The sequence below is a fragment of the Pseudooceanicola antarcticus genome, assembly GCF_900215355.1.
Taxonomy (GTDB): Bacteria; Pseudomonadota; Alphaproteobacteria; order Rhodobacterales; family Rhodobacteraceae; genus Pseudooceanicola; species Pseudooceanicola antarcticus.
Window position 1 is genome coordinate 124,326 of sequence record NZ_OBEA01000003.1, and the last position, 21,964, is coordinate 146,289.

The 21,964-nt window shown below is 62.9% G+C and carries 32 protein-coding genes and 1 pseudogene; 32 read left to right on the forward strand and 1 reads right to left on the reverse strand.

The genetic code is table 11. The annotated features are described in order from the left end of the window. Positions 1-82: 82 nt before the first annotated feature. The 31 genes and pseudogenes from CRO50_RS08460 to rpmD all read left to right on the forward strand — a co-directional run bounded on the left by CRO50_RS08460 (position 83) and on the right by rpmD (position 20,821). Positions 83-988, forward strand: coding sequence for a DMT family transporter (locus tag CRO50_RS08460; RefSeq protein WP_097145473.1), 906 nt, complete (start codon positions 83-85; stop codon positions 986-988). Beyond that, positions 985-1,824: a glycosyltransferase gene (locus CRO50_RS08465; protein WP_097145474.1), complete on the forward strand. Its 840-nt coding sequence runs from the start codon at positions 985-987 to the stop codon at positions 1,822-1,824. The genes CRO50_RS08460 and CRO50_RS08465 overlap by 4 nt, the downstream gene beginning before the upstream one ends. Before the next feature lie 547 nt (positions 1,825-2,371). Beyond that, positions 2,372-2,743, forward strand: a complete 372-nt coding sequence (rpsL, locus tag CRO50_RS08470; RefSeq protein WP_097145475.1) for a 30S ribosomal protein S12 — start codon at positions 2,372-2,374, stop codon at positions 2,741-2,743. Positions 2,744-2,755: 12 nt separating this feature from the next. Further along, positions 2,756-3,226: a 30S ribosomal protein S7 gene (gene rpsG / locus CRO50_RS08475; protein ID WP_097145476.1), complete on the forward strand. Its 471-nt coding sequence runs from the start codon at positions 2,756-2,758 to the stop codon at positions 3,224-3,226. A gap of 23 nt (positions 3,227-3,249) precedes the next feature. After that, positions 3,250-5,373 carry an elongation factor G gene (gene fusA, locus CRO50_RS08480; protein ID WP_097145477.1) on the forward strand — a complete coding sequence of 708 codons (2,124 nt, stop codon included), beginning with the start codon at positions 3,250-3,252 and terminating at the stop codon, positions 5,371-5,373. Positions 5,374-5,457: 84 nt separating this feature from the next. After that, positions 5,458-6,633 carry an elongation factor Tu gene (gene tuf / locus CRO50_RS08485; RefSeq protein ID WP_097145459.1) on the forward strand — a complete coding sequence of 392 codons (1,176 nt, stop codon included), beginning with the start codon at positions 5,458-5,460 and terminating at the stop codon, positions 6,631-6,633. 241 nt (positions 6,634-6,874) lie between these two features. Next, positions 6,875-7,201: a 30S ribosomal protein S10 gene (gene rpsJ / locus CRO50_RS08490; RefSeq protein ID WP_179747236.1), complete on the forward strand. Its 327-nt coding sequence runs from the start codon at positions 6,875-6,877 to the stop codon at positions 7,199-7,201. Between the two features lie 14 nt (positions 7,202-7,215). Beyond that, positions 7,216-8,058, forward strand: a complete 843-nt coding sequence (rplC, locus tag CRO50_RS08495; RefSeq protein WP_097145478.1) for a 50S ribosomal protein L3 — start codon at positions 7,216-7,218, stop codon at positions 8,056-8,058. Further along, positions 8,055-8,672, forward strand: a complete 618-nt coding sequence (rplD, locus tag CRO50_RS08500) for a 50S ribosomal protein L4 (protein ID WP_097145479.1) — start codon at positions 8,055-8,057, stop codon at positions 8,670-8,672. Before rplC ends, rplD begins: the two co-directional genes overlap by 4 nt. After that, entirely contained in the window at positions 8,669-8,965 is a 297-nt protein-coding gene (locus CRO50_RS08505) for a 50S ribosomal protein L23 (protein ID WP_097145480.1), read from the forward strand. Before rplD ends, CRO50_RS08505 begins: the two co-directional genes overlap by 4 nt. 115 nt (positions 8,966-9,080) lie before the next feature. Then, a complete protein-coding gene (locus tag CRO50_RS08510; RefSeq protein ID WP_097145481.1) occupies positions 9,081-9,761 on the forward strand; it encodes a polyamine aminopropyltransferase in 681 nt (226 codons plus the stop codon). Between the two features lie 195 nt (positions 9,762-9,956). Next, a complete protein-coding gene (locus tag CRO50_RS08515) occupies positions 9,957-10,694 on the forward strand; it encodes a hypothetical protein (protein ID WP_097145482.1) in 738 nt (245 codons plus the stop codon). Positions 10,695-11,019: 325 nt separating this feature from the next. After that, positions 11,020-11,859 (forward strand): 50S ribosomal protein L2, encoded by an 840-nt coding sequence (rplB, locus tag CRO50_RS08520; protein ID WP_097145483.1) that lies wholly within the window; start codon positions 11,020-11,022, stop codon positions 11,857-11,859. Positions 11,860-11,862: 3 nt separating this feature from the next. Further along, the gene (rpsS, locus tag CRO50_RS08525) at positions 11,863-12,141 is read left to right on the forward strand and encodes a 30S ribosomal protein S19 (protein ID WP_008281873.1); all 279 of its coding nucleotides are present in this window, start codon (positions 11,863-11,865) and stop codon (positions 12,139-12,141) included. A 3-nt stretch (positions 12,142-12,144) separates the two neighbouring features. After that, positions 12,145-12,525: a 50S ribosomal protein L22 gene (gene rplV / locus CRO50_RS08530; RefSeq protein ID WP_097145484.1), complete on the forward strand. Its 381-nt coding sequence runs from the start codon at positions 12,145-12,147 to the stop codon at positions 12,523-12,525. Continuing rightward, positions 12,525-13,244, forward strand: coding sequence for a 30S ribosomal protein S3 (gene rpsC, locus CRO50_RS08535; RefSeq protein WP_097145485.1), 720 nt, complete (start codon positions 12,525-12,527; stop codon positions 13,242-13,244). Before rplV ends, rpsC begins: the two co-directional genes overlap by 1 nt. A gap of 12 nt (positions 13,245-13,256) precedes the next feature. Further along, complete coding sequence (gene rplP, locus CRO50_RS08540) at positions 13,257-13,670, forward strand: 50S ribosomal protein L16 (protein WP_097145486.1); 414 nt, start codon at positions 13,257-13,259, stop codon at positions 13,668-13,670. A 193-nt stretch (positions 13,671-13,863) separates the two neighbouring features. After that, positions 13,864-14,484: a 2OG-Fe(II) oxygenase family protein gene (locus tag CRO50_RS08545; RefSeq protein WP_097145487.1), complete on the forward strand. Its 621-nt coding sequence runs from the start codon at positions 13,864-13,866 to the stop codon at positions 14,482-14,484. A 266-nt stretch (positions 14,485-14,750) separates the two neighbouring features. Next, positions 14,751-15,224: an acyl-CoA thioesterase gene (locus tag CRO50_RS08550; RefSeq protein ID WP_097145488.1), complete on the forward strand. Its 474-nt coding sequence runs from the start codon at positions 14,751-14,753 to the stop codon at positions 15,222-15,224. Between the two features lie 194 nt (positions 15,225-15,418). Continuing rightward, positions 15,419-16,153 carry a prephenate dehydrogenase/arogenate dehydrogenase family protein gene (locus CRO50_RS08555; protein ID WP_097145489.1) on the forward strand — a complete coding sequence of 245 codons (735 nt, stop codon included), beginning with the start codon at positions 15,419-15,421 and terminating at the stop codon, positions 16,151-16,153. Positions 16,154-16,333: 180 nt separating this feature from the next. Beyond that, complete coding sequence (gene rpmC, locus CRO50_RS08560; protein WP_097145490.1) at positions 16,334-16,537, forward strand: 50S ribosomal protein L29; 204 nt, start codon at positions 16,334-16,336, stop codon at positions 16,535-16,537. An 11-nt stretch (positions 16,538-16,548) separates the two neighbouring features. Continuing rightward, positions 16,549-16,776, forward strand: a pseudogene (gene rpsQ, locus CRO50_RS08565) (30S ribosomal protein S17); the annotation flags it as partial. A gap of 170 nt (positions 16,777-16,946) precedes the next feature. After that, entirely contained in the window at positions 16,947-17,315 is a 369-nt protein-coding gene (rplN, locus tag CRO50_RS08570; protein WP_005621870.1) for a 50S ribosomal protein L14, read from the forward strand. Then, positions 17,315-17,626, forward strand: a complete 312-nt coding sequence (rplX, locus tag CRO50_RS08575) for a 50S ribosomal protein L24 (protein ID WP_097145492.1) — start codon at positions 17,315-17,317, stop codon at positions 17,624-17,626. The genes rplN and rplX overlap by 1 nt, the downstream gene beginning before the upstream one ends. Further along, positions 17,619-18,182 carry a 50S ribosomal protein L5 gene (rplE, locus tag CRO50_RS08580; protein WP_097145493.1) on the forward strand — a complete coding sequence of 188 codons (564 nt, stop codon included), beginning with the start codon at positions 17,619-17,621 and terminating at the stop codon, positions 18,180-18,182. Before rplX ends, rplE begins: the two co-directional genes overlap by 8 nt. A 21-nt stretch (positions 18,183-18,203) precedes the next feature. Continuing rightward, positions 18,204-18,509: a 30S ribosomal protein S14 gene (gene rpsN / locus CRO50_RS08585; RefSeq protein ID WP_097145494.1), complete on the forward strand. Its 306-nt coding sequence runs from the start codon at positions 18,204-18,206 to the stop codon at positions 18,507-18,509. Positions 18,510-18,523: 14 nt separating this feature from the next. Next, positions 18,524-18,916: a 30S ribosomal protein S8 gene (rpsH, locus tag CRO50_RS08590; RefSeq protein WP_097145495.1), complete on the forward strand. Its 393-nt coding sequence runs from the start codon at positions 18,524-18,526 to the stop codon at positions 18,914-18,916. An 11-nt stretch (positions 18,917-18,927) separates the two neighbouring features. Further along, positions 18,928-19,461 carry a 50S ribosomal protein L6 gene (rplF, locus tag CRO50_RS08595; protein WP_097145496.1) on the forward strand — a complete coding sequence of 178 codons (534 nt, stop codon included), beginning with the start codon at positions 18,928-18,930 and terminating at the stop codon, positions 19,459-19,461. Positions 19,462-19,472: 11 nt separating this feature from the next. Then, positions 19,473-19,832, forward strand: coding sequence for a 50S ribosomal protein L18 (gene rplR / locus CRO50_RS08600; protein WP_097145497.1), 360 nt, complete (start codon positions 19,473-19,475; stop codon positions 19,830-19,832). 218 nt (positions 19,833-20,050) lie between these two features. Further along, complete coding sequence (gene rpsE, locus CRO50_RS08605) at positions 20,051-20,623, forward strand: 30S ribosomal protein S5 (RefSeq protein ID WP_097145498.1); 573 nt, start codon at positions 20,051-20,053, stop codon at positions 20,621-20,623. A gap of 12 nt (positions 20,624-20,635) precedes the next feature. Continuing rightward, positions 20,636-20,821, forward strand: a complete 186-nt coding sequence (gene rpmD / locus CRO50_RS08610; RefSeq protein ID WP_097145499.1) for a 50S ribosomal protein L30 — start codon at positions 20,636-20,638, stop codon at positions 20,819-20,821. 125 nt (positions 20,822-20,946) lie between these two features. Here rpmD and CRO50_RS08615 read toward each other — a convergent pair whose 3' ends face one another. Beyond that, positions 20,947-21,501 (reverse strand): hypothetical protein, encoded by a 555-nt coding sequence (locus CRO50_RS08615; protein ID WP_097145500.1) that lies wholly within the window; start codon positions 21,499-21,501, stop codon positions 20,947-20,949. Positions 21,502-21,712: 211 nt separating this feature from the next. Here CRO50_RS08615 and CRO50_RS08620 point away from each other — a divergent pair, with 211 nt between their 5' ends. Next, complete coding sequence (locus CRO50_RS08620) at positions 21,713-21,958, forward strand: hypothetical protein (RefSeq protein ID WP_097145501.1); 246 nt, start codon at positions 21,713-21,715, stop codon at positions 21,956-21,958. Positions 21,959-21,964: the final 6 nt, after the last annotated feature.

The window sequence follows — 21,964 nt, forward strand, 5'->3', positions numbered from 1 at the left end:
ATGTCCGGGCGGTGGCTGCCCCTGGGTCATTGCCTTTTGCCGCGCCCCGCGTCATTGCAAGGCAAATGATCCGAGGCACCAGATGACCGACAACTTCAAGGCCGCGCTGCTGATGATGGGCTCGCTGGCATTCCTTTCCTTCAACGACGTGGCGATCAAGGCGGTGGCCATGGTGGTCCCGCTGGCCCAGATCATCGTGCTGCGCAACGCCATCACCTCGACCGCGCTGGCCTTCGTGCTGACCCGCACCCGCGGTGCCTTCCGCCTCGCGCGCCGTGACTGGCTGCTGGTGCTGCTGCGCGCCATCGGAGAGGCGGGGGCGGCCTATTTCTACCTCGAGGGGCTGATCCACATGCCCTTCGCCAACCTCGTGGCGATCCTGCAATCGGCGCCCTTCGTCGTGACCCTTGCAGCCGCGCTTTTCCTCGGCGAAAGCGTCGGCTGGCGGCGGATCACGGCGATCCTCGTGGGCTTCCTCGGCGTGCTGCTGATCCTGCGTCCGGGGACGGAGGGCTTTGACATCTACTCGGTCTACGTGCTGATCTCGGTGCTCTTCATCACGCTGCGCGACCTCTCGACCCGCCGCCTCTCGCCCGAGGTGCCGGCAATGACCGTGACCTTCTTCACCTCGACGCTGGTCATGCTGACCTACCTCCTGGTGGGGCTGGGCACGCCCTGGGTGCCCATGCCCGGCTGGACCCTGGCCCTGACCGTGGCAGCGGCGGCGCTGGTGCTCACCTCCTATGTCTCGATCATCCAGGCCATGCGCATCGGCGAGGTCGCCTTCGTCTCGCCCTTCCGCTACACCTCGCTGCTCTTCGCGCTGGTGCTGGGGCTGGTGCTCTTCGACGAATGGCCAGAGGTGCTGACCCTGGTGGGCGCGGCAATCGTCGTGGCCTCGGGGCTCTTCATGCTCTACCGTGAGCACAAGCTGGGCCGCGCGCCCGTGACGCCCGAAGAACTGCCAGAGGTTTCCACCCGCCCATGAGCCACATCCAGATGCTGGGCCTGTGCCGTTTCTCCTATCCCACCGGAGGGGACGGGTTCGAAGGCAGCGCGGCGGATCTCGGGGCCAACAGGGCCCGGCTCTACGATCCCGCCCGCCTGGCCCTGCGCTTCTGGTTCTTTGAAGAGATCTGCCTGCCCACCCTGGCCGCCCAGACGGACCCGGATTTCACCGTGCTGCTGATCTATGGCGAAGGGCTGCCGGACCCCTGGAAGACACGGCTGCTGCAGGCGGTCTCGGCGGTGCCTCAGATCCGCCCGCTGGCCCGGCCCGAGGGGCTGCCCCATGGCGCGCTCTGCCGCGCGGCGATGCAGGAGGCGCGCGACCCCGAGGCCCGCGCGGTCGGGGAATTCACCATCGATGACGATGACGGCCTGGCAAGCGACTTCATCGCCGAGGCCCGCGCGGGCTTTGCCCCCCTGCGCCCGCTGTGGCGGGCCCGCAAGCGCGCTGCGCTCGACTTCAACGGGGGGCTCGTGCTGGACACGGGTGGCGCCACAGGCCTCACCCTGAGCGCCGTACAGGCCGAGTTCTGGGCCCCGGCGCTGGTGGTCTTCTTCGGGCCGCGCTCCAGCCGCTCGATCCAGGACTACAACCACCGCCGCCTCTGGGGTCGCATGCCGGCGCTGACCCTGCCCGAGCCGGTGATGTTCCTGCGCGGCAGCCACGAGAGCAACGACAGTCGCCTCGAGCGCCGGCTGCCGGGCCTTGGCCGCGGGGCAGGGGGGCAGACGGGGCCGGAAACCCTGCTGGCAGAGCGCTTTGGCCTCGACGCCGGCCAGCTGGCGCAGAGCTGGGCCACGAGGGCCCTGACCTGAGCCCGAAGTCCCCCTTGCACTCATCACCAGGCTGAAAGTACTCCGGGGGAGGCAGCCGTCAGGCTGACGGGGGCAGAGCCCCCTCCACGGCCTGAATGCCGCCATCCGGAGGCGGGGTCATGGCCACCCGCCCGGTGCAAGTCCGCCGCAGCGTCAAAGCCTTGCCGCGCAGGCCTTCGGGCTTCACCCAATGTTGACAACCCCCCCGACTCCCCCTATACGCGCCAGCAATCAGGCGAGGGGGCCGCCCCTTTGCTTCCAGATATACGTGGTCAAGATCCGGGAGCGATCCCCGATCCTCTGGAAAACCCACCGCGTCGATCCCCGTGTACGTGGGGTCGGATGCGGTTTTTTACGTTGCGCGCACATCGCCCCTGACCAGGGCCGAGCGCCCGACGAGAGGCCGGGGCCGAACCCCGGAAAAGCATTTCCGCCACGGCGGAAAAAGATCACCCGGTCCCGGCGGACGCGTCGAGGATCACATAAACAACCGCATGGGGCACGGTCCTTCATGCAACACTAGTGTTAGAGATGGGAAAATAACCCTATGCCTACGATCCAGCAGCTGATCCGCAAGCCGCGGCAGCCCAAAGTGAAACGTTCCAAGTCGATGCACCTGGAGCAGTGCCCGCAGAAGCGTGGCGTCTGCACCCGCGTGTACACCACCACCCCGAAGAAGCCGAACTCGGCTATGCGTAAGGTTGCCAAGGTGCGCCTGACCAACGGCTACGAGGTGATTTCCTACATCCCCGGCGAATCCCACAACCTTCAGGAGCACTCCGTTGTCCTGATCCGTGGCGGCCGAGTGAAGGACCTTCCGGGCGTTCGCTACCACATCCTGCGCGGTGTGCTGGATACCCATGGCGTCAAAGACCGTAAACAGCGTCGCTCCAAGTACGGCGCGAAGCGTCCGAAGTAAGAGGATTAGAGAATGTCCCGTCGTCACGCTGCCGAGAAGCGCGAAATCCTGCCCGACGCCAAGTATGGCGATCGCGTCCTGACCAAGTTCATGAACAACCTCATGATCGATGGCAAGAAATCTGCTGCCGAGAAGATCGTCTACAACGCTCTCGACCGCATCGAATCCAAGGTCAAGCGCGCTCCCGTGGAAATCTTCCACGAAGCCCTGGACAACATCAAACCCTCCGTCGAAGTGCGTTCGCGCCGCGTCGGTGGTGCCACCTACCAGGTGCCCGTCGAAGTGCGCCCCGAGCGTCGTGAAGCCCTGGCGATCCGCTGGCTGATCACCGCTTCGCGTTCGCGCAACGAGAACACCATGGAAGAGCGCCTCGCAGGCGAACTCCTGGACGCCGTCAACTCTCGCGGTTCCGCCGTGAAGAAGCGCGAAGACACCCACAAGATGGCCGACGCCAACAAAGCGTTCAGCCACTACCGCTGGTAAACCCTCAGGAAGGCAGACTTACCATGGCACGCGACTATCCGCTCGAACGGTATCGTAACTTCGGCATCATGGCCCACATCGATGCCGGCAAGACCACCACGACCGAGCGTATCCTCTACTACACCGGCCGCTCCCACAAGATCGGCGAAGTCCACGATGGCGCCGCCACCATGGACTGGATGGAGCAGGAGCAGGAGCGCGGGATCACGATCACGTCCGCTGCGACCACCACTTTCTGGCAGTGGCAGGAAGATCCCACCGCGGATGGCACGTCCGACACGAAGTTCCGCTTCAACATCATCGACACCCCCGGCCACGTCGACTTCACCATCGAAGTCGAGCGTTCGCTGGCGGTTCTCGACGGTGCGGTCTGCCTTCTGGACGGTAACGCCGGCGTTGAGCCGCAGACCGAGACCGTGTGGCGTCAGGCTGACCGCTACAAGGTTCCGCGTATCGTCTTCGTCAACAAGATGGACAAGATCGGCGCCGACTTCTTCAACTGCGTGAAGATGATCAAGGACCGCACCGGTGCGACCCCCGTTCCCGTCGGCATGCCGATCGGTGCAGAGGACCAGCTGGAAGGCACCATCGACCTGATCACCATGGAAGAATGGGTGTGGAAGGGCGACGACCTGGGCGCCGGCTGGGTTCGCCAGCCGATCCGTGACGAGCTGAAAGATCTGGCCGACGAATGGCGCGCCAACATGATCGAGAACGCCGTCGAAATGGACGACGACGCGATGGAAGCCTACCTGGAAGGCGAAGAGCCCGACGTGCCGACCCTGCGGAAGCTGATCCGCAAGGGCACGCTGTCGCTGTCCTTCGTTCCGGTCCTGGGCGGTTCCGCGTTCAAGAACAAGGGCGTCCAGCCCCTGCTGAACGCCGTGATCGACTTCCTGCCCGGCCCCCTCGACGTGCCTGCCTACATGGGCTTCTCGCCGGACGATGAAACGGAAACCCGTAACATCGCCCGTTCGGCAGATGACTCGGCACCCTTCGCTGGCCTGGCGTTCAAGATCATGAACGACCCCTTCGTTGGCTCCCTGACCTTCACCCGGATCTACTCCGGCGTGCTGAAGAAGGGCGATTCGATCGTCAACTCGACCAAGGGCAAGAAAGAGCGCATCGGTCGTATGATGATGATGCACTCCAACGACCGTGAAGAGATCGAAGAGGCATTCGCCGGCGACATCATCGCGCTGGCAGGTCTGAAGGAAACCACCACCGGCGACACGCTCTGCGCAGCCAACGCCCAGGTGGTTCTGGAAACCATGACCTTCCCCGATCCCGTCATCGAGATCGCGGTTGAGCCGAAGACCAAGAACGACCAGGAAAAGATGTCGGCCGGCCTCGCCCGTCTGGCAGCTGAAGACCCCTCCTTCCGCGTCGAGACCGACCTCGAGTCCGGTCAGACCATCATGAAGGGCATGGGCGAACTTCACCTGGACATCCTGGTCGACCGCCTGAAGCGCGAATTCAAGGTCGAAGCCAACATCGGTGCCCCGCAGGTTGCTTATCGTGAGACCATCTCTCACGAGGTCGAGCACACCTACACCCACAAGAAGCAGTCGGGTGGTTCGGGTCAGTTCGGTGAAGTGAAGCTGATCATCTCGCCGACCGAGCCGGGCGAAGGTTACTCCTTCGAGTCCAAGATCGTCGGTGGTTCGGTGCCCAAGGAATACATTCCGGGCGTCGAAAAGGGGATCAACTCGGTCATGGACTCCGGTCCGCTGGCTGGCTTCCCGGTCATCGACTTCAAGGTTCAGCTGATCGACGGCAAGTTCCACGACGTCGACTCCTCGGTCCTGGCATTCGAGATTGCCGCCCGTATGTGCATGCGTGAAGGCATGCGCAAAGCTGGCGCCAAGCTGCTGGAACCGATGATGAAGGTCGAAGTGATCACCCCGGAAGAATACACCGGTTCGATCATCGGCGACCTGACCTCCCGTCGTGGCCAGGTCTCCGGTCAGGAGCCCCGTGGCAACGCCGTGGCCATCGACGCTTTCGTCCCGCTGGCCAACATGTTCGGCTACATCAACAACCTGCGCTCCATGTCCTCGGGCCGCGCGCAGTTCACGATGCAGTTCGACCACTACGACCCGGTCCCGCAGAACATCTCTGACGAGATCCAGGCGAAATACGCATAAGCAGCGGTGCGGGGGGAACCCCGCGCCCTACCCACTTGTAGGGTGCGTGCCTGTACGCACCGCCAGAAAGACTAGGAGGCCATCATGGCAAAGGAAAAGTTTGAGCGCGGCAAACCGCACTGCAACATCGGCACGATCGGTCACGTTGACCACGGCAAGACGACGCTGACGGCGGCGATCACGAAGTACTTCGGTGACTTCCGCGCCTACGACCAGATCGACGGCGCGCCGGAAGAGAAGGCTCGCGGTATCACCATCTCGACCGCCCACGTGGAATACGAGACCGAGAACCGTCACTACGCGCACGTCGACTGCCCCGGCCACGCCGACTACGTGAAGAACATGATCACCGGTGCTGCCCAGATGGACGGCGCGATCCTGGTTGTGAACGCAGCTGACGGCCCGATGCCGCAGACCCGCGAGCACATCCTGCTGGGCCGCCAGGTGGGTATCCCCGCCATGGTCGTGTTCATGAACAAGGTTGACCAGGTCGACGACGAAGAGCTGCTCGAGCTCGTCGAGATGGAAATCCGCGAACTGCTGTCGGCTTACGACTTCCCCGGCGACGACATCCCCGTCATCGCAGGTTCGGCTCTGGCCGCAATGGAAGGCCGTGACCCCGAGATCGGCGAGAACAAGATCAAGGAACTGATGGCCGCCGTGGATGAGTACATCCCGCAGCCGGCACGTGCCGTTGACCAGCCCTTCCTGATGCCGATCGAAGACGTGTTCTCGATCTCCGGCCGCGGTACCGTTGTGACCGGCCGTGTCGAGCGTGGCGTCGTGAACGTCGGCGACGAACTGGAAATCGTTGGTATCCGCGACACCAAGAAGACGACCTGCACCGGTGTGGAAATGTTCCGCAAGCTGCTGGACCGTGGTGAAGCCGGCGACAACATCGGCGCCCTGCTGCGCGGTATCGACCGTGAAGGCGTTGAGCGTGGCCAGGTTCTCTGCAAGCCGGGTTCCGTGAAGCCGCACACCAAGTTCGAAGCCGAGGTCTACATCCTGACCAAAGACGAAGGTGGCCGTCACACGCCGTTCTTCGCGAACTACCGTCCGCAGTTCTACTTCCGGACCACCGACGTGACCGGCACCGTGACCCTTCCCGAGGGCACCGAGATGGTCATGCCCGGCGACAACCTGAAGTTCGCCGTGGAACTGATCGCTCCGATCGCCATGGAAGATGGTCTGCGCTTCGCTATCCGCGAAGGTGGCCGTACCGTCGGCTCCGGCGTCGTCTCGAAGATCGTCGAGTAATCGACTGCGCGACTGCGTAGGGTGGGAGAGATCCCACCCTGCCATCGCAACCGATTGAAACGGCGGGGGAAAACCCCGCCGTCTCTCTTATCGGTCCAGAAAGGGAAAAAGCCTCTGGACAGCACGTCCGGAAGCGACTATCCCGCGCCAATTCCAAACGGCGGGCCGCCCTGTTTTTTCAGGGTCCGCCGTAGGGTTCGACGAGGGACAGGGAAGAGCCCTGTTCGTCCTATCAACTCCAATGCCGCGAAAGGCTATCAAAATGAGCCAAACCATTCGCATTCGGCTGAAGGCATTCGATTACCGCGTTCTGGATTCCAGCACGCAGGAAATCCTGAACACGGCGAAGCGCACCGGCGCAACCGTCCGTGGCCCGATCCCGCTGCCCAACAAGATCGAGAAGTTCACGGTTCTCCGTGGCCCTCACGTTGACAAGAAATCCCGCGACCAGTTCGAGATCCGCACCCACAAGCGGCTCCTGGATATCGTGGATCCGACCCCGCAGACGGTGGACGCGCTGATGAAGCTCGACCTCGCCGCCGGCGTGGATGTCGAGATCAAGGTTTAAGGAGGGTCCAACTGATGCTCCGTTCCGGTATCATCGCTAAAAAGGTCGGCATGACCCGTCTCTTCATGGAAGACGGCAAGCAGATCCCCGTTACTGTCCTGCAACTGGAGAACCTCCAGGTTGTGGCTCAGCGTACCTCTGACGACCATGGCTACACCGCCGTCCAGCTGGGCGCCGGCACCGCCAAGGCCAAGCGCACCAGCCAAGCAATGCGTGGCCACTTCGCCGCGGCCAACGTCGAGCCCAAGCGCAAGGTTGCCGAGTTCCGCGTGGACCCCGACAACCTGATCGGCGTCGGTGAGGAAATCACCGCCGACCATTACTTCGAAGGTCAGTTCGTCGACGTGTCGGGCACCTCGATCGGTAAAGGTTTCGCCGGTGGCATGAAGCGCCACAACTTCGGCGGCCTGCGCGCCACCCACGGCGTGTCGATCAGCCACCGTTCGCACGGCTCCACCGGCCAGTGTCAGGACCCCGGCAAGGTGTTCAAGGGCAAGAAGATGGCGGGCCACATGGGTGCCGTCCGCGTCACCACGCAGAACCTGCAGGTCGTCAAGACCGACAGCGAGCGTGGCCTGGTCTTCATCAAGGGCGCCGTTCCCGGCTCCAAGGGTGGCTGGGTGACCGTCAAGGACGCCGTCAAGAAGCCGTTCCCCGAGAACGCCATTCTGCCGGCCGCCCTGAAGTCCGCCGCCGAGGAAGCCAAGCGTCTGGCTGAAGAAGCCGCCGCCGCCGCAGAAGCCGAAGCCAAGGCCGCCGAAGAGGCAGCCGCAGCCGAAGCAGCCGCCGCTGAGGAAGCCGCTCTCAAAGAGGCCGAGGCCGACATTGAGGCCGAGAAGAAGGAAGGCGACGAATGAAACTCGACGTGATCAAACTGGACGGCTCGGCTGCCGGTTCTGTCGATCTCGGCGACGAGATCTTCGGCCTGGAGCCCCGTGCAGACATCCTGCACCGCGTTGTCCGCTGGCAGCGTAACAAGGCACAGGCAGGGACCCACAAGGTCCTCGGCCGTTCGGAAGTGTCCTACTCGACCAAGAAGATCTATCGCCAGAAGGGCACCGGCGGCGCACGCCACGGCTCCCGCAAGGCGCCTATCTTCCGCAAGGGTGGTATCTACAAGGGCCCGACCCCGCGTAGCCATGGCCACGACCTGACGAAGAAGTTCCGCAAGCTGGGTCTGAAGCACGCCCTTTCGGCCAAGGTGAAGTCCGGCTCGCTGGTCATCATCGAGAACGCCGAGTCCGAGGGCAAGACCGCCGCACTGGCCAAGCAGGTTGCAAACCTGGGCTGGAAGCGCGCTCTGATCATCGACGGCGCCGCCGTCAATGAGGGCTTCGCCCGCGCCGCCGCCAACATCGAAGGCCTGGATATCCTGCCGACGATGGGTGCAAACGTGTACGACATCCTGAAGCGTGACACCCTGGTGCTCACCAAGTCGGCTGTCGAAGCTCTGGAGGCTCGCCTGAAATGAGTGCCAAGGCAGAACATTACGACGTGATCCGCAAGCCGATCATCACCGAGAAAGCGACCATGGCTTCCGAAGCCAACGCCGTCGTCTTCGAAGTCTCGATCGACGCCAACAAGCCGATGATCAAGGAAGCCGTCGAGGCTCTCTTCAATGTCAAGGTGAAGGCCGTCAACACGACCGTCACCAAGGGCAAGGTCAAGCGCTTCCGTGGCACCCTTGGCAAGCGCAAGGACGTCAAGAAGGCCTATGTGACCCTCGAAGAGGGCAACACGATCGACGTGACCACCGGTCTGTGATCGTGGCGGTGGGTTAGCTCCCACCCTACGGCAAGTGACATGGCCCCTCGCTGCAAGGCGGGGGGCTTTTCCTTTGGCAGGCCGCGTCTGGCCCGCTGCCTGAACGGAGGCACCCATGATCCCCTGGGAAGAACTGGCCACGGCGCGCGCGCCCGAAGGCGACATCCTGCGCCTCTTCCGGCGCGGGACCGAGTATTCCATCCGCCTCGGCGATGGCAACGAGCTGATGAACTCGCGCCTCGGCGGGTCCGAGATCGCGCTGTCGACACTCTCCTTCGACCGCCTCGGCGCCCGCCCGGCACCCCGGGTGTTGATCGGAGGGCTCGGCATGGGCTTCACCCTGCGCGCCGCCCAGGAGCTGGCCCCGCCGGACGCGCAGATCGTCGTGTCAGAGGTTGTGCCCGAGCTGATCGGCTGGGCGCGCGATGATATGGCGGAGGTCTTCGGAGACTGCCTTTCGGACCCCCGCGTTGAGCTGCGCGCTGGCGACGTAGCGGAGGAGATCGCCTCGGTCACCGCCGGCTGGGACATGATCCTGCTGGACGTGGACAACGGCCCGGACGGGCTGACGCGGGACGGCAATGACGTGCTTTACGGAGAGAGCGGGCTGGCGGCGGCGCACCGGTCGCTGACGATCCACGGCGTGCTGTCGGTCTGGTCGGCGCATCCGAGTAGAGGGTTCGCCAAGCGCTTTGCACGGGCGAACTTCGATGTGAAGGAAGAGGGGGTCAGGGCCGGACGGACGAAGAGGGGGGCTCGGCATACCGTGTGGACGGGGGTGCGGAAAGGGCGGTGAGGGGGGCCTGTCCAATTGTTCAGTTAGGGAGACTCGCCGCTGACGGCCGATGAGGGGAGGGAGTCTACAGTGCGCTGGCGCCAAGAAGTTTGGGGCGCAATAGTAGCCAGCCTTGCTATTCTAGGGATTAGCTGATGAGCTTGTGTTGGATGGCACCAACCCCCGTTCTCACAATCTTCACCGGAGTTACCGAATTTGCCGTTGATAGCGTCCTTAGATGCCTTGGGGCTGGATTGGTCAGGTCTGGCTGGGGCTTTGGTCGGTGGATTTGCAACTCTGCTAGCGGCCCTCCTCTCTTTCTGGCTAGGGCGTGTCGCTGAGAGGAAGCGTCAAGATGATATTGACCGAAAGCGTTCCGCTGGGGAGGCAACATCTGCCTTCCATAAACTGTGTCAGTGGGCCAATTTACTTGCCAATATTGATCAACAGATTAAGGCGCATTTCAAGCAAGCAGAGGAAGATGGTGTCACCGAGGTCGATGCCTTCCTCAATATCGGACCGGTGGCTGGCAAGCTCCTTGAGCCCGACAGAATTCGTTCATCCGAACTGCGGTTTCTCCAAACTAAGGAGAATTTCCAGATTCTTGAAATGGCAACCCTAGTTGAGCAGCGTGCAGCCAACATTCACGAAATATACCGACTATATACGATTCAATACCTTGCGCTTCAGGACTGGCTAGACAGCATTTCAGGTTTTGAAAGACAGTATGATGGCCCTGTTGCGCATGACATCATACCTGAAGGCTATCGTTCTGGCTTTGAAACTCGTGGTGCGCAATTGAATCGTTTGCTCGCGGGGGTTTGTGAGCAATTGGAGCAGGACTTGCCCTTTACGACTGAAGCGGTGCAGAAGTTTGCGGATGCGGCCCACTCAAAGTTTCCGAACGACTTTCCGAAGATTAAGTTCGGAGCGGATGAAAGGGCTGCGGAGTAGGGGGCTCTTGGCTGGCCTCCTTGGGTGATCTGGCGCTCCTCGCTGAGGTCGTGCCTTGATTGAGGCGGTTCTATAGGCTGCCCCTTGCCACCCCACCCCCACCTTGCTATACGCGCCCAATCCTGACGGCCCCGGATTCGCTCCGGGGCCTTCGGGTGTTTGAAGCCTGGGGACCTTCGGGGCCCTGTAACTCCGGGTAGTCTGTCAGCGGCGGTACTTCCAACCGCCCGGCAAATACCCACTACATAGCCGCCCGACGTGGTCCGGACCCGACTAAACACCGGGCCAAACGAAGGCGGCGCTTGCTAAACGGAAGACAGAAAGCATGGCACTCAAGTCGTATAAGCCGACGACGCCGGGCCAGCGCGGGCTGGTGCTGATCGACCGTTCGGAGCTGTACAAAGGACGCCCCGTCAAAGCCCTCACCGAGGGTCTGACGAAGTCGGGCGGCCGGAACAACACCGGACGTATCACCTCCCGCCGTCGTGGCGGTGGCGCTAAGCGCCTCTACCGGATCGTCGATTTCAAACGTGCAAAGTTCGACGTCGAAGGCGTCGTCCTGCGGATCGAATATGACCCGAACCGCACCGCGTTCATCGCGCTGATCCAGTATGTCGATGGTGAAAAAGCCTACATCCTTGCTCCGCAGCGTCTGGCTGTCGGCGACAAGGTGGTTGCTTCGGCCAAGGCCGACATCAAGCCCGGTAACGCAATGCCCTTCTCGGGCCTGCCCATCGGTACCATCGTTCACAACATCGAGCTGAAGCCCGGCAAGGGTGGCCAGATCGCACGCGCCGCGGGCACCTACGCCCAGTTCGTCGGCCGTGACGGTGGCTACGCCCAGATCCGCCTCAGCTCGGGCGAACTGCGCATGGTCCGCCAGGAATGCCTGGCCACCGTCGGCGCGGTCTCGAACCCCGACAACTCCAACCAGAACTACGGTAAAGCCGGCCGCATGCGCCACAAGGGCATTCGTCCGTCGGTCCGTGGTGTTGTCATGAACCCGATCGACCACCCCCACGGTGGTGGTGAAGGCCGTACCTCTGGTGGCCGTCACCCCGTTACCCCCTGGGGTAAGCCCACCAAGGGTGCGAAAACCCGCAAGAACAAGGCCACGGACAAGTACATCATCCGTAGCCGTCACGCGAAGAAGAAGGGTCGCTAACATATGGCACGTTCTGTTTGGAAAGGCCCCTTCGTTGACGCTTACGTCCTGAAGAAGGCCGAAGCGGCACGCGAAAGCGGTCGTAACGAAGTTATCAAGATCTGGTCGCGTCGCTCGACGATCCTGCCCCAATTCGTGGGTCTGACGTTCGGTGTGTACAACGGCCACAAGCACATCCCCGTCAACGTCTCCGAAGACATGATCGGCCAGAAGTTCGGTGAATACTCTCCGACCCGTACCTACTACGGTCACGCGGCTGACAAAAAAGCGAAGCGGAAGTAAGTCATGGGTCAGGAAAAAAATCCCCGCCGCGTGGCAGACAACGAAGCAATGGCAAAACTGCGCATGCTTCGCACCAGCCCGCAGAAACTGAACCTGGTGGCAGCGCTGATCCGCGGCAAGAAGGTGGACAAGGCTCTTAACGACCTGACCTTCTCGAAGAAGCGTATCGCGCAGGACGTGAAGAAGTGCCTTCAGTCCGCCATCGCCAATGCCGAGAACAACCACGGCCTGGACGTCGACGAACTGGTCGTCGCCGAAGCATGGGTCGGCAAGAACCTCGTGATGAAGCGTGGCCGTCCGCGGGCACGTGGCCGTTATGGCAAGATCATGAAGCCGTTCTCGGAAATCACCATCAAGGTGCGTCAGGTCGAGGAGCAAGCCTAATGGGTCAGAAAGTCAATCCGATCGGCATGCGCCTCCAGGTCAACCGCACCTGGGATAGCCGCTGGTACGCCGACACCAAGGATTTCGGTGATCTTCTCCTGGAAGACGTCAAGATCCGTGAGTTCATCAAAACCGAGTGCAAGCAGGCCGGCATTGCCCGCGTGATCATCGAGCGCCCCCACAAGAAGTGCCGTGTGACCATTCACACCGCGCGTCCGGGCGTGATCATCGGCAAGAAGGGTGCGGACATCGAGGTGCTTCGCAAGAAGCTGGCCAAGATGACCGACTCCGAGCTGCACCTGAACATCGTCGAAGTCCGCAAGCCGGAACTGGACGCCATGCTGGTTGCCGAGTCCATCGCTCAGCAGCTCGAGCGTCGTGTCTCCTTCCGTCGTGCCATGAAGCGTTCGGTTCAGAACGCCATGCGCATGGGCTCGCTGGGTATCCGCGTGAACGTCGCCGGCCGTCTGGGCGGTGCCGAGATCGCACGTACCGAGTGGTACCGCGAAGGTCGTGTGCCCCTGCACACCCTGCGCGCCGACATCGACTATGCGCACGCCGAAGCAATGACCCCCTATGGTATCATCGGGATCAAGGTCTGGATCTTCAAAGGCGAGATCATGGAGCACGATCCGCAGGCCCGCGACCGCAAGGCGCAGGAACTGCAGGACGGTCCGGCCCCTCGTGGCGCCGGTGGCCGCCGCGATCGCGACCGGTAAGGAGACAGAAAGATGCTTCAACCGAAACGCACAAAATTCCGCAAGATGCACAAGGGCCGGATTCACGGCCAGGCAAAAGGCGGCTCCGACCTGAACTTCGGGACCTATGGCCTCAAGGCCACCCAGCCCGAGCGTGTGACTGCACGTCAGATCGAAGCAGCCCGTCGTGCCATGACGCGCCACATGAAGCGTCAGGGCCGTGTCTGGATCCGTATCTTCCCGGACACCCCTGTCACCTCGAAGCCCGTCGAAGTTCGTATGGGTAAGGGTAAGGGTTCGGTCGACTACTGGGCCTGCAAGGTCAAGCCCGGCCGGATCATGTTCGAGATCGACGGTGTCTCCGAGGGCGTCGCACGCGAGGCCCTGCGCCTGGCGTCGATGAAACTGCCCGTGAAGACCCGTATCGTCGTTCGCGAAGACTGGTAAGCGGAGGCGGGATCTCTCCCGCCCTACGAAAATGGAAACCCCCGGTGCGGATGCGCCGGGGGTTTTCTTTTGGGCGCGCGGTGGAAAGGCCCTTATAGGTGCCGGTTCCGGCTCTGGCGTGGCGCAGAGGCTTTTCTTGACCGGGGCGCCGCGCTATGGCGGCGGGGAAACCCCTAGCTGCCGAGGCTGTCCCATGTCCGATATCCGTTCGCTCTTTGCCACTCGTCTCTATCGCGCTGCCCTGAACGAGCTGGGGCCGGGCGTGGATGCGGAGGAGCTTGAGACCTCCTGCTATTCCATTGCAGAGGATGACGAGGCCGGCCAGGAGTGGTGCGAGGCCAATGACTATCCCGGTTACACCTCCTATGCCTCGCTTACGGATCTGCCCTGGCGCTTTCCGATCTTTGCTGATGTGAAGGCGGCGCTGGATCTGCATGTGGCGGCCTTTGCCAAGGACCTGGAGTTCGAGCTGGGCGAGGGCAAGCTGGAGCTCGAGGATCTGTGGATCAACATCCTGCCCGAGGGCGGCACGCACAGCTCTCATATCCATCCGCATTCGGTGATCTCGGGGACCACCTACGTGGCGATGCCCGAGGGGACCTCGGCGCTGAAGCTCGAGGACCCGCGGTTGCCGATGATGATGGCGGCGCCGACGCGGGCCAAGGGCGCGCGGGAAGAGCTGAAGCCCTTCATCTACGTCAAACCCTCGGTGGGTGACGTGCTGCTGTGGGAAAGCTGGCTGCGCCACGAGGTGCCGATGAACATGGCCGAGGACGAGCGGATCTCGGTCAGCTTCAACTATAAATGGGTGTGAGCACCGATCCCCGAAGGGGCAAACTCTCCGGGGGAGAGTTTGAGGTGCGAACGGGCGGAGCCCCAGGCCGCCGATCCCCGAAGGGGCAAAACCTCCGGTGGAGCGTCGCACCCACCCTGCGCCTTACCGCGAGCTTCGCCAGCGGCGGGCAGCGATGCCCGGAATTGTCACACTCCGCACGCGCGGGGACTTGTGGCGGCGCTCTGCTCTGGACCCCGCGGGGGAAGCCCCGAATATGGGGACAGCAAGCAAGACCGGAGCACCCCATGGACCCCCGCAAGCTGGACATGACCGTCCTGATGACCCCCGACATGGCCAACTTCAGCGGCAAGGTGCACGGCGGGGCGCTGCTGAACCTGCTCGACCGCGTGGCCTTCTCCTGTGCCTCGCGCTTTTCGCGCCAGTATGCGGTGACGCTCTCGGTCGACCAGGTGATGTTCAAGGAACCGATCAACGTGGGCGAGCTGGTGACCTTCCGCGCCAGCGTCAACTACGCCGGCCGCACCTCGATGGAGATCGGTATCCGGGTGGAGGCGCAGGAGATCCGCTCGGGCCGCTCGCGGCACACCAATTCGTGCTACTTCACAATGGTGGCCGTGGATGACCAGGGCAGCCCGGTCGAGGTGCCCGAGCTGCAGGTGCTGACCGAAGAGGAAGAGAAGCGCCTGAGCGCCGCGAAGATCCGCAAGAAGCTGCGCCGCGAGTTCGCCGAAGAGATGAAGCGCGCGGTCGAGGGCTGAGCCCTTGACCCCCGCGCCCGCCCCGGCTACCCCAAGGGCATGACGCATCAGGCCGCCTTTATCGCTCAAGCCTATTACCCGCTGTATTAACAGCGGACCCGTCACCTTGTCTCCGCTGCACCCAAGCCAGCGGTAGACCGGACCCCCTCGCACGACACCGGACCCTGGCCTCCTCTCTCTCAGGATCAGGACCCATGTCACGCCCCCCATCCCTTGCTCTCTTCGGTTTCGGCGCCTTTGGCCGCCTGCTGGCCCCGCTGCTGGCTACCGAGACCTCCCTTGTCATCTGCGATCCGGCGCGGCAGGCCGAGGTCGTGGCGGCGGGCTACCCGAGCGTGCCGCCGGAGGAGGCGGCGCGCGCCGATATCCTGCTGCTGGCCGTGCCGCTGGCGGCGCTGCCAGGCTTGCTGCGGCAGTTGGCACCGCTCCTGCGGCCAGGTCAGCTGGTGATCGACACCTGTTCGGTGAAGGAAGAACCAGCGCGGCTGATGCGATCCCTGCTGCCCGAGGCGGTGGAGCTGATCGGCTCTCATCCCATGTTCGGCCCGGCGAGCGCGGCGCGGGGGATTGCCGGGGCGCAGCTGGTGCTCTGTCCGCTCAGGGGGCAGGGCTGGCGGCGGCTGGCGGCACATCTGCGGGGCCGGCACGGGCTGCGGGTCATCATCGCCAGTCCCGAAGAACATGACGCCCAGGCGGCGCTCAGCCAGGGGCTGACGCATCTGCTGGGCCGCGCCATGGCGGGGATGGGACCCACGCCGCGCATCCGGACGCGCTCCTTCGAGCTGATGATGGAGGCGCTTTCCATGGTGACAGGGGATGCGCCCGACGTGTACGAGGCGGTGACCGGCGCCAACCGGCACCTGGGCCCCCTGCGCGCCAGGCTGGCCCGGGCCTTGGCCGAGGAGACGCCCGCGCAGGATCGCCCGTAGGACCGCCCCGGGGGCTGCACTCGGGGACGCCACGTCCCGGCTTCGGGCTTTTTGCCCTTTCTGTGTTGACCCGCAGGGCGTTCGGGCGTATTGGCAGCGCTCATTGTTCTACATAACCCACCGGATTCGCGGGTTACCCCCTGGGGGGCCCGCCGGTGCAAGGAAGGAAAGGAAGCGCCCATGAGCGCCAACGAGCTTCGCGAGAAGACTCCGGATCAGCTCCGTGAAGAGCTGGCCGAGCTGAAGAAAGCCCAATTCAACCTTCGTTTCCAGCAGGCCACCGGCCAGCTCGAGAACGCTGCGCAGATGCGTAAGGCCCGTCGTGACGCGGCCCGCGTGCTGACCGTTCTGAACGAAAAAGCTGCTGAAGCAGCTGGCGAATAAGGAGCTTTCGAATGCCCAAACGTATCCTTCGTGGCACCGTCACCTCTGACGCCAATGCCCAGACCGTTACCGTGTCCGTCGAACGTCGCTTCACGCACCCGGTTCTGAAGAAGACCATCCGTAAGTCCAAGAAGTACCGGGCTCACGATGAGAACAACCAGTTCAAGGTTGGCGACATGGTCCGCATTCGTGAATGCGCCCCCAAGTCCAAGACCAAGCGCTGGGAAGTGATGACCGCCGAGATGATCGAAGCCGATCGTATCGAGCGCGAAGAGCACGCCAAGCTCCAGCAGAAGCTGGATGCAGAGCGTCATGCAGAGCACGAGGCCGCGGCTAACTGAGCCCCGGCCTCCCGTCGAAACCCTGGGGGGTCTAACCAGAACAACCCCCAAAGGTCGGGAGAAACCACATGATCCAGATGCAGACCAATCTGGATGTCGCTGACAACTCCGGCGCACGCCGAGTTCAGTGCATCAAGGTCCTGGGTGGTTCCAAGCGTAAGTACGCTTCGGTCGGCGACATCATTGTCGTCTCCGTCAAGGAAGCCATCCCGCGCGGCCGCGTGAAGAAAGGTGACGTCCGTAAGGCCGTCGTCGTGCGCACCGCCAAGGAAGTCCGTCGCGAAGACGGCACCGCGATCCGTTTCGATCGCAACGCCGCCGTCATCCTCAACAACAACAACGAACCCGTTGGTACGCGTATCTTCGGACCGGTTGTTCGCGAGCTGCGCGCCAAGAACTTCATGAAAATCATTTCGCTGGCTCCGGAGGTGCTCTGATGGCTGCGAAACTCAAAAAAGGCGACAAGGTCATCGTCCTGTCCGGCAAGGACAAGGGCAAGACCGGCGAGATCTCCTCGGTTGATCCGAAGGCAGGCAAAGCCGTTGTCGAAGGCCTGAACATGGCCGTCCGCCACACCCGTGCGACCCAGCAAAGCCAGGGCGGCCGTCTGCCCAAGGCTCTGCCGATCGCTCTCTCGAACCTGGCTATCGTCGATGCCAACGGCAAGGCGACCCGCGTCGGCTTCAAAGTTGAAGGCGACAAGAAGGTTCGTTACGCCAAGACCACGGGGGACGTGATCGATGCTTGATACCGCGAACTACACCCCGCGCCTGAAGGCCGCCTACAAGGACAGCATCCGTGCCGCCCTGAAGGAAGAATTCGGCTACAAGAACGACATGCAGATCCCGCGTCTGGACAAGATCGTTCTGAACATCGGTTGTGGTGCGGAGGCCGTTAAGGACTCCAAGAAGGCGAAGTCGGCTCAGGAAGACCTGACCCAGATCGCCGGCCAGAAGGCTCTCATCACCAAGGCAAAGAAGTCCATCGCTGGCTTCCGCGTCCGTGAAGACATGCCGCTTGGCGCCAAGGTCACCCTGCGTGGCGACCGCATGTACGAATTCCTCGATCGCCTGATCACGATCGCCATGCCCCGTATCCGCGACTTCCGCGGCGTGCCCGGCAAGTCGTTCGATGGTCGCGGCAACTACGCCATGGGCATCAAGGAACACATCGTTTTCCCCGAGATCAACTTCGACAAGGTCGATGAAGTCTGGGGCATCGATATCGTCATCGGCACCACCGCCGCCACCGACGCAGAAGCCAAGGCGCTGTTGAAAGCTTTCAACATGCCCTTCAACAGCTGATCGCGCGAGGGAGATTTAGATATGGCTAAAAAATCCATGATCGAGCGCGAGAAGAAGCGGGAGCGTCTGGTTGCCCAGTACGCTGCCAAGCGCGCTGCACTGAAAGAGGTCATCTACGACCAGGACAAGCCGATGGAAGAGCGTTTCCGCGCCACCCTGAAGCTTGCAGAACTGCCGCGGAACTCTTCCGCGACCCGTCTGCACAACCGCTGCCAGCTGACCGGCCGTCCCCACGCTTACTACCGTAAGCTGAAGGTGTCCCGTATCATGCTGCGCGAACTTGGCTCGAACGGTTACGTTCCCGGCCTCGTGAAATCGAGCTGGTAAGGAGGGCATAGATTATGAACGATCCTATCGGCGATATGCTCACCCGGATCCGCAACTCGTCGCTGCGCGGCAAGTCCACCGTCTCCACCCCCGCATCCAAACTGCGTGGCTGGGTCCTGGACGTGCTGGCTGACGAAGGCTACATCCGCGGCTACGAGAAGGGCACTGATGCCAACGGTCACCCGACCCTGGAAATCAGCCTGAAGTACTACGAAGGCGCACCTGTCATTCGCGAACTGAAGCGGGTTTCGACCCCCGGCCGTCGCGTTTACATGGGCGTCAAGGACATCCCGCAGGTCCGTCAGGGCCTGGGTGTGTCGATTGTCTCCACGCCCAAGGGCGTCATGTCCGATGCAGCGGCTCGCTCCAACAATGTTGGTGGCGAAGTTCTCTGCACGGTCTTCTAAGGAGGTCTGGAATGTCTCGTATTGGTAAGAAACCGGTCGAGCTGCCCTCTGGCGTTACCGCCAGTGTCTCGGGTCAGACCGTCGAAGTGAAGGGCCCGAAGGGCACGCACAGCTTCACCGCTACGGATGATGTGAACATCGTTGTCGAAGACAACGCTGTCACCGTCACCCCGCGCGGCACCTCGAAGCGCGCGCGCCAGCAGTGGGGCATGTCGCGTACCCGTGTGGCCAACATGGTCACCGGCGTCACCACCGGCTTCAAGAAAGAGCTGGAGATCAACGGTGTGGGTTATCGTGCACAGGCGCAGGGCCAGTCGGTCAAGCTGAACCTGGGCCTGTCCCATGACGTCGACTTCCCGGTTCCGGCAGGGGTCACTGTGACCACTCCGAAGCCGACGGAGATCATCATCGAAGGCACCGATCCGCAGCTTGTGGGCCAGGTCGCGGCGAACATCCGCGAATGGCGCAAGCCCGAGCCGTACAAAGGCAAGGGTATCAAGTACAAGGACGAATTTATCTTCCGCAAGGAAGGTAAGAAGAAGTAAGGACCAGACAAATGGCAAATACGAAACGTACCCTGTTTCTGAAGCGCCGTCTGCGCGTCCGGAACAAGCTTCGCAAGGTCAACGCAGGCCGTGTGCGCCTGTCGGTGCACCGTTCGAACAAGAACATCAGCGTTCAGCTGATCGACGACGTGCAGGGCGTGACCCTGGCTGCAGCCTCCTCCATGGAGAAGGATCTGGGCTTCGTCGGCAAGAACAACGTCGAGGCGGCCACCAAGGTCGGCGCGGCGATTGCCGAGCGTGCCAAGAAGGCCGGTGTCGAAGAAGCCTATTTCGACCGTGGCGGTTTCCTGTTCCACGGCTCGATCAAGGCCCTGGCAGACGCAGCCCGCGAAGGCGGCCTGAAGATCTGATCGTGGCGGCGGGGTGCAACCCCGCCCTACGGTTTCAAGCTTTCGACGTTCGCCTCTCGGGGCGGACGTCTTCGTAGGGCGGGGGTCACCTCGCCACTCGAGAGAGGGTTTCCCCGCGAAGCCCCGATGATCCGGGAGACGCCGATCAGCTCGCGCCTCACCTGGATTGGATAACCAGGGCGGTCAGTGGACACGCCCAGAAGTGAAGGAATTGCCTCATGGCAAGAGATGACAACCGGGGCCGCCGCGACCGCGACGAAGCACCGGAATTCGCAGATCGCCTGGTAGCGATCAACCGTGTGTCCAAGACCGTCAAGGGCGGTAAGCGTTTCGGCTTCGCCGCGCTCGTCGTCGTGGGCGATCAGAAGGGCCGCGTCGGCTTCGGCAAGGGCAAGGCCAAGGAGGTCCCCGAGGCCATCCGCAAGGCCACCGAGCAAGCCAAGCGTCAGATGATCCGCGTTCCCCTGAAAGAGGGCCGCACCCTGCACCACGACATCGAAGGTCGTCACGGTGCCGGCAAGGTCGTCATGCGTACCGCTCCCCAGGGTACTGGTATCATCGCCGGTGGTCCGATGCGTGCCGTGTTCGAGATGCTCGGCATCCAAGACGTGGTCGCCAAGTCGATCGGTTCGCAGAACCCCTACAACATGATCCGCGCCACCCTGGACGGCCTGACCAAGGAATCTTCCCCGCGTCAGGTGGCTCAGCGTCGTGGCAAGAAGGTCGCCGACATCCTGCCGTCCCGTGACGAAGCGCCCGCCGCTTCCTCGCAGGTCGCAGAAGAGGCGTAAGGAGGTTTCAACATGGCAACCATCGTCGTCAAGCAGATCGGCTCTCCGATCCGTCGCCCCGCCATCCAGCGTCAGACGCTGATCGGCCTGGGTCTGAACAAGATGCACCGCACCCGTGAGCTCGAGGACACCCCCTCGGTCCGCGGCATGATCCGCAAGATCCCCCACCTGGTGGAGATCGTCGAAGAGAAGGCCTGAGGCCTCCCTTCACGGACAGTGAAATGACGAAACGCCCCGGTCGCAAGGCCGGGGCGTTTTGCATTCGGGGGCGGGGCTACCCAGCTGGCCCGCGCGCCGTCACGGAGATGGCGGTGCGTCCCGCCTTACCTGAACTGCATCATGTCGCGGATCGGCCGGGCATTTGGGTCGAGGAAGGGCACCGGCTCGAACTCGCCCCTGTCGAAGTTGATGTTCAGGTTGAACTGGTAGCGCCCGTTGGCCGGCACCTTCATCGGTTCAGAGACCGCGGCTGCCACATAGCCTTCGGGGAAGCGCGTGTTCGGATCGGTATAGGTGATCTTGAAGTCCTGGCCGGGTTTCACCGGCACCATCATGGGAAAGCCGGTGCTGAACTCGTTGCCGCCTTCCAGGGCCAGCGGATGGAAACCGCCCTCGGTCACGAAGCCGATGGCAAAGCGGGCGGTGTTGCTGGTGCTCTTGATCTTGCGGGTGCGCTTGCCGGGCACCAGGGTCCAGCCCTCGATCACCATGCGCATGCCGCCGGCAGAGGGTTCCATGATCGCAGAGAAGACCTGCACCGGCTCCTTCCCCCTGTTCTTCAGCAGGATCTCGACCGAGCCCGCCGTGGCGGGGCCGGCCAGCATGAGGCAGAGGGTCAGCAGCAGGGAAAGAAGGGCAGGGCGGCGAACCTGGGGCATGTATTAATCCTTGTGGGTCAATTTCTTTAATGGGCCATTCTTTTGGCAAAGCGCGTACCCTGTTAATGGGAATGTAAATCGCGGCGTATTTCATCTGCCATCTTTGCAAATGCGCCACAGGCGGCGCGACGCCCAGATGCCATGGCCCCTCGCTCCGGGCTTGACCCGCGCCGGGCCCCGTATCAGCGTCCCCGCATTGCAGGAGACCCCGATGCCCCGAACCGCGATACTGCTGAGCTGCCTGCTCCTGTCCGCCTGTGCGGCCCCACCCCGGCCCGATCCGGCGCCCCGCCCCATGGCGGGTGAGGTGCACGGCACCGTGGGGGTCGGCGTAAGCAGCCAGCGCGGCGCGATCGGCAAGGCGGATCTGACCCTGACGATCTGCAACAACCAGAGCCCCTTCAGCGTCGGCGTGCGCGCCGCGGACGGAAGCAATGCGCTGGAGGCGCGCTGCTAGGGCCGA